Below are 9291 nucleotides of genomic sequence, written 5' to 3' on the forward strand. Positions count from 1 at the left end.
GGTGCTCTGTCATGATTGCCACCCTTCCCTCCTTGGATGGTGTCGACGCCTGGCACGAGCAGCATCCGGCCGTGCAACGGGGGGACTGCCGCATGCCGCGACACCACCCGGCCCGCGCCCCGGCCCGTCCAGCCTGCGCCTGCCCGTGACGTGGCGGCGGGAGAATCGTTAAATCAGATGTCGCCGAACAAATGCACCCGCCCCCGGCGGTCGGCGCCTCCCGGGGGCCCGGAAGCACCCCCCTCCCCGCTTCCCGGCCCCCGGGCACCCCGCTGGACCGGCCAGGTAGCACCTGGCCTTACGCGTCGGCGTCGTACTGCTTGGTGCTCACGCGGCGCCTCCGTTGTCTGTCCGGGTGCGGTTGGTGACCCAGCGCGGATCGCGTACTGGTACCGGCGTCCGCAGCCGGCGGCCAGGGCGGCGGCCGCGGTGACGACGATGCCCATCACGTCCACCTCATCCCGACCTTGGACAGCTGCTCCATCCGCTCGGGAGTCAGGGTGGCGGCCCGGCGGCGCTGGTTGTCGACCCACATCCCGAGCTTCAGCGACACGTCCCGCTGCGCCTGGCCGCCGTCGCCGTCGAGGGTGATGGTCTCGACGTGCTTGCGGGGCACCGTGAGGTGTCCTTCGCGCGCGAAGAACTGGGCTGCGGCGGCGTAGTGCATCGCCCACTTGTCCGCCTGGCTGGTGCGCGGCTTCGGTTTCTCGTCCTCGTCGGCGGGTGCGATGCCGAGGATCTGCTCGCACATCCACTGCTGCACCCCGGTGAGCTGGTCCCAGCCGTGTCGGACCGTGGTGACCCACCGACCGAGGTCCTCGCCCTGGCGCACGACCTCGCCCGCCACGGTGGGCAGCTTCTGGCCGGTGTCGAGGTGGAGCCGGACGAGGTGGAAGCAGCGCTGCCACGTCACCGGCCATGCCGGGCACCATGACGGGTCGATCTCCTCGAGCTGCTCGCGGCGTTCTCGGGTCATCGCCCCGGCGGACGACTCCACCGGCAGCCCCTTGGCGCGCCGCTGCTCGATCTCGCGGGCTTTCCGTGCGGCGGCCCGCGCGTTCTTCAGCCAGATGCCCACGGGGGCGCCCTGGAAGGCGGCGTCCAGTGGCCCCAAGAGGTGGCCGTGCTCGGCTGCCCATCCGCGCGCTGCGGACAGGCCCTCGGTCCAGGCGACGTCGGCGTGCGACCAGACCATGCCGAGCTTCTCCAGCTGGGTGATCCGCTGTTCGTCCATGTCGTCGCGGTAGTAGAAGCGGCGGGCGTCGGCGGTCCACTGCCCGAGCGGGAAGGACGGGAGCGAGGCCGGCCACCCGGTCCTCTCCGCCTCCTCGGCGGCCGGGACGCGGAACGTGAACGGCACCTTGAGGTCGCCGTGGGCGCGGGTGTAGATGACGGCGGCCTCTACCCCGCGCCGCCAGTGCTCGTGTTCCGGGTTGAGGACGCGCAGGTTGATGAACGCGGCGAGCGCGGCCGGGTCCCGGGGCGTAGTGGCTTCGTTCACTTCAAGGGACAGCGTTTGTCCAGCAGTCTGGGAGGCAGTCGGCTATCCGCGTGCCAGCTGATGTTCACGGCAAATGACGTCACTCTGACCTTCGCGGCTCGTCCTGCTCATGCGGGTAATCGGACGTGGCCGGCGTCGGCGGTGATCGAGAGGGTCTGGGTTCGCGACGGGAACGGACGGCGCCAGGTCGCTTCCTGCGGATCAGTCCTCCAGCAGCTGCCGCAACCGGCAGGCGTACCACGCGGTCGCCGCGCACACCGCCACGTAGATGGCGACGCCCTGGAGAGCGAAGTTGACGTAGTGGAACTCCCACTGCGCCGCCCCCGGTTCGGTGCCGTACCGGGGGTTCTCCCAGATGTACGGAAGGAACTGGGCAACGAGCCCGCCCAGGAACTGGGCGGCGATGTAGAGGGCGGTCAACTCCCCGAGGCGCCGCAGCCAGGCCCGTCGGTCGGTGCGGATCAGGGCACGGACTCCGGCGAGCGCGTTCCCGGGCTGCCACCGCGGGCCCGCCGGGGCGACCCGGGCGCAGACCGCGGGCACCAGGACCACGGCCGCGATCACGAGCCCGACCAGTAGCGCGTTCAGCAGTCCCGCCGTGCTTTCCGAGCTGACCCGGCTGCGGCCCTGGGGCGCGAGGAGCACCGCCAGGATCGGCAGGTGGGTGATCAGGGCGGCGAGGTACACGCGGCCGAGCAGCGCGGCCGAGGGCGGACCGGGGCGACGCGGACGCGAACGGGTCGGTGCCTGGGGTGTGGTCATGCGGCTGATCCCATCACATCATTTCACTTTGGTGAAGTAGTTTTCTTCACCAAAGTGAAAGACTTGTACGCTGACTGGCATGAGTACCGAACGGGACGGCGCCGCGCTGGGCCACGAGCTCAGCCTGTGGGTGGTGCTCTACCACGAGCAGCTCGCGGCCCGCCTGCACGTCAACGCCACTGAGCACAAGGTGCTCGGCATCATCGCCCGCACCCCCGGCACCACTCCCGGTCGGCTCGTCGGCGAAACCGGCCTCAGCAACGCCGCCATCACCAAGATCATCGACCGGCTGGCCGCTCTCGGATACGTCGAACGCGCCAGGGATCCCGGCGACCGCCGCCGGTTCACCCTGACCGCCACGGCCGCGCACCGCCGCGTCCTCGGTGCGGCCATGGCCCCGATGACGGCAGGGATGGCCGAAGTCGTGCAAGGCCTCGACGAGTCCGAACTGGCCGCCGTCGGCCGCTGGCTCACCGGAACCGTCGCCGTCATGCGCGAGACCGCGCTGGCCCTGGCCGAGGAGAACCGCAGCAGTGATCCGAAGGAAACGGCCTAACGGGGTGGGGAAAATTTTCCATCCAACCGCAGCACCAGCTCGTCGATCTCCGCTCCCCGCGCGTTCGCGAAGCCCCGGTCCTCGCCAACGACCTTGAAGCCGCACTTCTCCAGGACCCGCACCGATCCGGTGTTGTCCGCCGCCGCCCGGGCGAGCAGCGGGCGTTCGGGGACCTCGGCGAGCAGCCCCCGCAGCGCCGCGGTCGCGATGCCCCGCCCCCAGTAGTAGCGATCGATGAAATACGTGACCTCCCGCTCGCCCGGCTCGCCGTACACGGCCGCGTGCCCGACCACATCGCCGTCCGCGAGCACGGTGCGGGTGACGACGTCGGGCGAGGCGAGGATGCGCTTCCAATGCGCGTCGAAGTGGGCCCGGTCCGTCGGGTCCTCGGCGGTGAAGGCGGCCATCCGATTCGACTCGGGGTCGCTCATGTGCCGGAAGAACACAGGCAGATCGCTGGGGTGCACGGGACGCAGGGAGACATCTATGGAAACCATGGGCCCGACCCTAACGACCTTGGGGGGAGGACGGGAGTGAGTCGGCCGTGACATGCAAAGGGCTTTACGGGTTGGGCGAGTTGTGAAGCTGACCTGGGCCCGTACGGCCTGTACCCATCCTGCCCTGCCCGGGGTCTCCCGCGCACATTTCGGGGAGTTGCTCGAAGAACTCGCCCCGCCCTGGGCGGCGGCCCGCGCGTCGGCCCTGCACGTGATGAGGGGCGGGCCCCGCAAGCGGGCCGAGGGTGCCGGACGCAAGCCGCGCCTGGTGTTCACCGACCGGCTCGCGGCCACCCTGGTCCACCTGCGGCTCGGGCTGCCACATGCCGCCCTGGCCGAGTTGTACGGGGTGGACCGCTCCACCGTCTCCGCCGCGATCCGCGAGGTCAGACCCTTGCTCGCCGCGCGGGGCTTCGCCATCCCCGACCGCCCCGGTCTGCGCATCCGCACCCTGGACGACCTGTTCGCCTACGCAGATGCCGAAGGCGTCGACATCCGGTTCGACGGCACGGAAGTCCAGGTCCGACGCCCGCGCGCGGGCCGCCCCGGACGCAAAGCCTTCGTCTCGGGCAAGAAGAAGCAGAACACGATCAAGACCACCACATTCAGCGACCACCAGGGCCGCACCCTGTTCTCCGGCGTCGTCCGCCCGGGCCGCATGCACGACCAGACCGCCGTGCGTACCGAGGGCATCGCCGAACAGTTCCGCCTCCACCCCGATGTGCACGCCGAGGTCGACTCCGGCTACCAGGGTCTGGCCAAGGAGTTCCCGTCCCAGGTCAGCGCCCCGCCGAAGAAGCCAGCCCAGGACGCTCCCGACGGCGACAAGCGTGCCTGGCGCGAGGCGCGCAGGCGGCAGTCATCGGCCCGCATCGTGGTCGAACACACCAACGCCGAGTACAAGCAGTGGCATCCGCTTCAGCGCTACACCGGACGCCGCGAGGACTACGAGCAGACCCAGCTCGCCATCGTCGGCCTGGTCTCCGACCGCGCGGCCCGACGCACGACCCGTCGCCTCACGAGCACCGAACTCGTGCCCGTTCGCGCGACGGCCTGCTGAATCACCCACCAGCCGAACCGCCAGACCAATACGACCCGACCTCAATTTTCCCCAAGGTCGTTAGCCCTTGCCGGGGTACACGGTGAGGCGGCGGCCCGCCGCCCGTGAGGGCGGCGGACCCTGAGACTGGTCTGCCGAGGTCAGCCGGCCTTGGCAGATTCTTCGGCGCGGGCTCGTGTGCTGGCGAGGCGATAGGAGTCGGTGCCGGTCTCGATGATGGTGCCGTTGAAGGTGAGGCGGTCGACGATGGCCGCGCAGAGGCGGGGGTCGGTGAACGTCTTGGTCCAGCCATCTGGGGCTGGCACATGTTCCTTTTCGCGGATCGCCGCTGCCACCGGCCCGTATCCATCTTCTGCTGTCCTCGTTGGTCTTCATGGTGATGCCAGGATTCTCCAGGTGCTGCCTTGGTCGGTCAGGTGCGAGGAAGGTGTGCCCGTGACATCCCAGTTGAGGGTGGTCCAGGGTGGTGCTGTCCTGCTGGAGCCGGTGACCGCCGATCCGTGGGAGTTTCAGGCCGACTGCGTTGAGGCGTTCGTTGCCTCATGGCGGGCCCGTGGGTTCAGCCCGGTGACGGTCGAGAACGACATCGGCCTGCTGGAACGGACGCTCACCGCGCTGGGCCGGCCCGCCTGGGATGTCACCCCTGAAGACATCGACCGTGTCGTCGGTGACCTCGCCCTTGCCGGGCGGGCCGCCTCGACCCGGCGCGAGTACGTGCAGATCTTCAAGGGCTTCCACCGGTTCCTGCAGGTCCGCAAGGCCGTCGAGATCGAAGCCGGTTTCGGCGTCCGCCTGGTCTGCCCAGTCGATGAGTTCAACGCGTCCCAGCATGTCGGGGACGACTCCCCGGCCCAGCTGCCGCCACCGACCCCCGAGCGGGTCGCGGAGTTCTTCGACTTCCTCAAGGCCCGGATCGCCACCGCCCGCAAGTACGCACCCGCCGCCCGGGACTACGCGATGTTCCGGACCCTCTATCACGCTGGCCTGCGCTCGGAAGAGGCATCGCTTCTGGACCGCCCGGACCTCCACTTCACGCGGGGACCGTTCGGAAAACTCCACGTCCGATTCGGCAAAGGCGCCCGCACCTCCGGGCCCAGGCCGCGCTGGGTGCCGATGCTGGACGGGCTCGACCTCGTCCTGCACTGGTTCCTCGACGACGTCCGCGGCAAGTTCCCCGACTCCCCGGTGCTGTTTGCGGACGAATCCGGCGGGACTCTGCACCGTGGGACGATCCGCAACCGTTTGCGCTACCTGATGGAACTCGAAGGCCGTCCGGCGACCGACCGGTTCAGTCCGCATGCCCTGCGGAGGGCCTGCGCGACGCACAACTACGAGCGTGGTGTGGATTTGGTGGCTATCCAGCAGCTCCTTGGTCATTGGACGGTCAGTTCGACCATGAGATATGTCCGTCCCTCCGCGACGTTCATCGAGGATGCCTATCGCCGTGCGGTGACCACCACGCTCAGCGAACTCACCGCCGAGGGGGAAAGCCCCGCATGAAGATCCGATGGCGTCTGCGGATGGCCGCCGCACAGCGCGAGATCTGGACCGGCACCCAGCTGCAGCGGCTGCTGGCCGAACGCGCCGGCCTGCAGATGTCCTCCGCGTCGGTGTCCGCGCTGTTCAGTAAGGAGCCATCCCAGGTGAAGATGTCCACGCTGATCGCGTTGTGCACCGCGCTGGACTGCACCCCCAACGACCTGTTCGAGGTCGACACCACCCCCGTCGAACGTCCCGCGGCCCCGATGCGGCCAGTCGCCGACCTGCCGAAGGCAGTCTCCGCGCGGGGCCGTTCGATGCCTCCTCTGTGACGTGGAGAGCGGCATCGTGGGTGTCAAACAGAGCGACTGCACCGGCTGCGGAGCCCCGGTCGGCTTCATCGACCGGCACTACTGCTGCGCTGCACTGCCCAGCAGAAGGAGGCCGCGACCCGGGCCGCTTGTCCCCGGTGCGGCCAGCAGCGCGTCCTCCAAGCAGACACCGGCCGGTGCATCACCTGCTCACGCGTATGCACCGCATGCGGCAGCCCGGTGCGGAGCAAACCCTCGGTTCTCTGCCGCACTTGCCTGCGGGAGTCCGAACGCGACGCCGCCAAGGATCCATGCCCTCGCTGTGGCCGACCCGGATATCTCCGCGAGGACACCGGCTGGTGCGGGCACTGCTCGCGTCCCCGTCAGGCCAAACAGCCGCCCCGTGCCTGCGAGGAATGCGGCAGAGTACGGAAGCACGCAGGCCTGGGACTGTGTTCGGCCTTGCTGGCAGCGCCACCCCGACCGCCCCCTCGTCCGAGCCGAGAACCTCATTGCCGAACTCGACAATCCGCCCGGCTGGCTGCAGGACTTCACGACAGACCTCGCCACGAAGTACTCCGTCGGCCGGGCCTGCACGATGATCACTTCCCTCGGACGGCTTCTTCGGGACGGCCAGCCCAACCTCCCCCAGTCCGTACTCGAATGCTCCCGCCGCCCGGGCCGCTCGATGGGCTCCCTCGCCCGTGCTTTGGAGACCTTCTTCACCAGTCGCGGTCTGGCCATGGCCACCGACCAGGCCGAGCGGCTCGCGGCCGGCCGCCGGCAACGCCGCGTCCTCGCGGCCCCCGACACCCTGCGACCTTCGGTGGAGGCCTTCTCCGACTTCATGATCCGCTCGCGTGAGCGATCCCGGCGTGCCGGAACACTGCCCCGCACCGATGCCACCATCGAAGCCGCACTGGCCATCGTGCGTGACCTCGCCCTGTTCCTCGCCGGTGAGCGCGGCAAGCGGGACTGGGCACTGACCGACGTGCACGATCTCGAAGCTTTCTTGGCCGGATCACCCAAGGCCCGAAAGCGTCGACTGGTCGTGCTCGGACAGTTCTTCCGCTTCGCGCGGTCCCAGAAGATCGTCCTCGTCGATCCTGCCCGCGGCCTGACCGCCCGAGGACCGAGCGGCTTCACTGGCGCGACGCTGACGCTTGACCAGCAACGTATGCTGTTCCGCCGCTGGACAATGGATCCGGCTGTCCACCCGCACGAAGCCCTGCTAGGCATGCTCGCCCTCCTGCACGGCGCCTCAAGCCGCGAGATTAAGATGCTGCAGGTCGTTGACCTCGACTTTCGTGCCCGGACCGCCCGGCTCGGAGACCGCCCGCATCCGGTTCCTTTGGATCCGCCGTCTTGGGCGGCAGCGGAACGCTGCCTGGCCCACCGCGAAGACCAGCGGACGGACAACCCGCATGTGATGGTCACCCGCCAGACGAAAACCGGCCGGGGCCCGGCGTCCACCGCCTATGTCAGCCACGTCCTCGACGCGTGCGGATTCCCGCCCCGCATGATCCGCTGCACTCGACTGCTCGAACTGGTCAACACCATGGACCCCAAACTCGTCGCCGCAGCCTTCGGCATGGACCCCGAAGCCACCATGATCTATCTCGCCGACCACATCGACCCCGGCCGCCTGCCTGACCTGCAATCACAGTGGCTACAAGCACCTCCTTGACCTAGTGTTTCTGGATGAGCTCCCGAGACGCCGCCCGCGAAGAACCAGCCGATTTGACCGTCCGCTGCCAGGACGACCGGGCCGTCTCAGTGAAGCTATGCGACCTCTTCGATGAAGACGAAGACTGCGTCCACTACGCCATCGAGGCTTGCGCGGCCGGCCTGAACGCTCGCCTGGACGGCGTGGCAGCCTGGAACTGGGGCGCCGACCTGGCCCCTTTCCTGGAGAAGCTCTCCGAGGACTTCCGGGGCTGGGATGGAGAGCGTGTCTGGCAGACCAATGACCGCGATCTCACTGTCAGAGCGGTCTTCCGCTCGGGCGGCCATGTTGGGCTGACCTGGACACTACGTCCTTGGAAAATATCCGTTGGTAGCTGGGAGGCATCCGTCACCACCTGGCTGGAAGCCGGCGAGCAGATGTCCACTCTCGCAGCCGACGTCCGGCACTTCCTCGGCCAGGAGGCCGGTCATCGTGGGTGACATGCAACTCGTTTGGACTCTCAGTGGGCGGGGATGGGCCGACTGCACCATCTCTGATCATCAGGCGGAAGCCGAGGTTACAGCCTCATACATATCCACAGCCCCCGAGGACCTACTGACGGCGGTGGCCCGCCTCGTCACCGGTGAGGCGGAGGCGCGCGTGCACTTCGAGGCGGAACCCACCGTGTTCCGCTGGATCCTCTACCGCGCGGGCACCGACGTGTGGATTCGTGTGCTGGAACTGGCCGACGGCAGCGAGCACGACAACGCCGGAACCGAAATCTGGTCAAGCCAACAAAGCATCGGCGCTGTGGTTCGCGCTGTGGTCCGCTGTTTCGACGAGGTCGCGCGGAAGTATGGCGAGAGCGGGTATCGAGGCAAGTGGGGCGAGCACTTTCCCCGCTTCGAACTCGAAGCCCTCAGAGATGCCTGGCATAAGAGCCGCCCCCTGGAGCGTTGTCTGAGTACACCTCGCCGTTCGCTTCGAGGGTGACCCGGGCGACGGACTCGGTCAGCTCCTTGGCCGCGCCGACGACGTGTGCGAAGTCTTCGGACTCAACCGCTCGTCCCAGGCGCTGGTACGCATCGGCAATGGCAGCCCAGTGTCCTGACTGAATGCGTTCCGGCTGGGGGAGGGGTTCCTGCACCAAGATCCGAATCACCGTGGGACTTCTCCTTGCACGACGCTTCCAACAGGCAGGAGCGCCTGTGCGGCGCCGTTCCTGTCCCTGTCTTCCTGTGTTCATTTTGGCAGGCCTGAGATGCGCTGCTGCGGGCTGGTTGGCGAGAAGGCTGCCGCCCTCTCGCGCTCTCCCGCACCGTCCCGCCGCGGTCGTGATGATGCGCCACGCCGCCCTCGTACCGCGGCGTGAAAGAAGGTCGGGGGCGGAGGTTCAGATGGGGGTGGTCGTCGCTTCTTTGTGGTGTGTGGGGGTGGTGGTGGGTGTGGGGGGTGGTGT

10 protein-coding genes and 1 pseudogene are annotated in these 9291 nt (G+C 68.5%); 7 read left to right on the plus strand and 4 right to left on the minus strand.

Going from position 1 to position 9291, the window contains the following annotated elements:
* Nucleotides 1-445: 445 nt before the first annotated feature.
* Both OTB16_RS36160 and OTB16_RS36165 read right to left on the minus strand, forming a co-directional pair.
* Nucleotides 446-1501 carry a helicase associated domain-containing protein gene (locus OTB16_RS36160; RefSeq protein ID WP_420717871.1) on the minus strand — a complete coding sequence of 352 codons (1056 nt, stop codon included), beginning with the start codon at nt 1499-1501 and terminating at the stop codon, nt 446-448.
* Nucleotides 1502-1702: 201 nt separating this feature from the next.
* Nucleotides 1703-2263, minus strand: coding sequence for a hypothetical protein (locus OTB16_RS36165; RefSeq protein ID WP_267726768.1), 561 nt, complete (start codon nt 2261-2263; stop codon nt 1703-1705).
* A 79-nt stretch (nt 2264-2342) separates the two neighbouring features.
* Here OTB16_RS36165 and OTB16_RS36170 point away from each other — a divergent pair, with 79 nt between their 5' ends.
* Complete coding sequence (locus OTB16_RS36170; RefSeq protein ID WP_267726771.1) at nt 2343-2819, plus strand: MarR family winged helix-turn-helix transcriptional regulator; 477 nt, start codon at nt 2343-2345, stop codon at nt 2817-2819.
* Here OTB16_RS36170 and OTB16_RS36175 read toward each other — a convergent pair.
* A complete protein-coding gene (locus OTB16_RS36175; RefSeq protein WP_267726781.1) occupies nt 2816-3307 on the minus strand; it encodes a GNAT family N-acetyltransferase in 492 nt (163 codons plus the stop codon). The two genes, OTB16_RS36170 and OTB16_RS36175, sit on opposite strands and share 4 nt — an antisense overlap.
* Before the next feature lie 61 nt (nt 3308-3368).
* On the opposite strand from OTB16_RS36175, the gene OTB16_RS36180 reads away from it, so the two are divergent.
* A complete protein-coding gene (locus tag OTB16_RS36180; RefSeq protein WP_420717872.1) occupies nt 3369-4376 on the plus strand; it encodes a transposase family protein in 1008 nt (335 codons plus the stop codon).
* A 140-nt stretch (nt 4377-4516) separates the two neighbouring features.
* On the opposite strand, the pseudogene OTB16_RS36185 reads toward OTB16_RS36180, so the two are convergent.
* Nucleotides 4517-4666: pseudogene (locus OTB16_RS36185) on the minus strand (ATP-binding protein); the annotation flags it as partial.
* Nucleotides 4667-4811: 145 nt separating this feature from the next.
* On the opposite strand from OTB16_RS36185, the gene OTB16_RS36190 reads away from it, so the two are divergent.
* The 5 genes from OTB16_RS36190 (at nt 4812) to OTB16_RS36210 (ending at nt 8825) form a co-directional block, all read left to right on the plus strand.
* On the plus strand, nt 4812-5876 hold the full coding sequence (locus tag OTB16_RS36190) for a tyrosine-type recombinase/integrase (protein ID WP_267726773.1): 1065 nt from the start codon (nt 4812-4814) through the stop codon (nt 5874-5876).
* Nucleotides 5873-6187 carry a helix-turn-helix domain-containing protein gene (locus OTB16_RS36195; protein WP_267726775.1) on the plus strand — a complete coding sequence of 105 codons (315 nt, stop codon included), beginning with the start codon at nt 5873-5875 and terminating at the stop codon, nt 6185-6187. Before OTB16_RS36190 ends, OTB16_RS36195 begins: the two co-directional genes overlap by 4 nt.
* Nucleotides 6188-6569: 382 nt before the next feature.
* The gene (locus OTB16_RS36200; protein ID WP_267726776.1) at nt 6570-7853 is read left to right on the plus strand and encodes a tyrosine-type recombinase/integrase; all 1284 of its coding nucleotides are present in this window, start codon (nt 6570-6572) and stop codon (nt 7851-7853) included.
* A gap of 14 nt (nt 7854-7867) precedes the next feature.
* Complete coding sequence (locus OTB16_RS36205) at nt 7868-8332, plus strand: DUF6228 family protein (protein WP_267726777.1); 465 nt, start codon at nt 7868-7870, stop codon at nt 8330-8332.
* Nucleotides 8333-8456: 124 nt separating this feature from the next.
* Complete coding sequence (locus OTB16_RS36210) at nt 8457-8825, plus strand: hypothetical protein (RefSeq protein WP_267726779.1); 369 nt, start codon at nt 8457-8459, stop codon at nt 8823-8825.
* The last annotated feature ends 466 nt before the right edge of the window (nt 8826-9291 follow it).

Origin of the sequence: Streptomyces antarcticus (assembly GCF_026627255.1) — a bacterium.
Lineage (GTDB): Bacteria > Actinomycetota > Actinomycetes > Streptomycetales > Streptomycetaceae > Streptomyces > Streptomyces antarcticus.

What these genes read in the sequence shown, in the direction of transcription:
- OTB16_RS36165 (WP_267726768.1), bottom strand. Translation starts at nt 2,263, where the DNA reads ATGACCACACCCCAGGCACCGACCCGTTCGCGTCCGCGTCGCCCCGGT.
- OTB16_RS36170 (WP_267726771.1), top strand. Translation starts at nt 2,343, where the DNA reads ATGAGTACCGAACGGGACGGCGCCGCGCTGGGCCACGAGCTCAGCCTG.
- OTB16_RS36180 (WP_420717872.1), top strand. Translation starts at nt 3,369, where the DNA reads ATGCAAAGGGCTTTACGGGTTGGGCGAGTTGTGAAGCTGACCTGGGCC.
- OTB16_RS36195 (WP_267726775.1), top strand. Translation starts at nt 5,873, where the DNA reads ATGAAGATCCGATGGCGTCTGCGGATGGCCGCCGCACAGCGCGAGATC.
- OTB16_RS36205 (WP_267726777.1), top strand. Translation starts at nt 7,868, where the DNA reads ATGAGCTCCCGAGACGCCGCCCGCGAAGAACCAGCCGATTTGACCGTC.